The sequence below is a fragment of the Rhodococcus sp. P4_C10 genome (assembly GCF_056402135.1).
This window is the reverse complement of record NZ_JBFUHZ010000121.1, coordinates 1-311: the sequence shown is the minus strand read 5'-3', so window position 1 is coordinate 311 and position 311 is coordinate 1. Positions and strand designations below refer to the sequence as shown.

At 73.0% G+C, this 311-nt stretch carries 1 pseudogene; it reads right to left on the bottom strand.

Annotation, left to right across the window (positions count from 1 at the left end):
- Positions 1 to 311, bottom strand: a pseudogene (locus AC1DWC_RS26800) (DEAD/DEAH box helicase); the annotation flags it as partial.

Here is a 311-nt window from a genome sequence, read left to right as displayed (position 1 = left end):
TCGGTGCGCTGCGGGCGGTCGCCGTAGGAACGGTTCTCGCTGTTGCCGCGGTAGCCGCCTTCGGACCGCTGGGGGCGGTCGCTGTTGCCGCGGTAGCCGCCCTCGGTGCGCTGCGGGCGGTCGCCGTAGGAACGGTTCTCGCTGTTGCCGCGGTAGCCACCTTCGGTGCGCTGCGGGCGGTCGCCGTAGGAACGGTTCTCGCTGTTGCCGCGGTAGCCGCCTTCGGACCGCTGGGGGCGGTCGCTGTTGCCGCGGTAGCCGCCCTCGGTGCGCTGCGGGCGGTCGCCGTAGGAACGGTTCTCGCTGTTGCC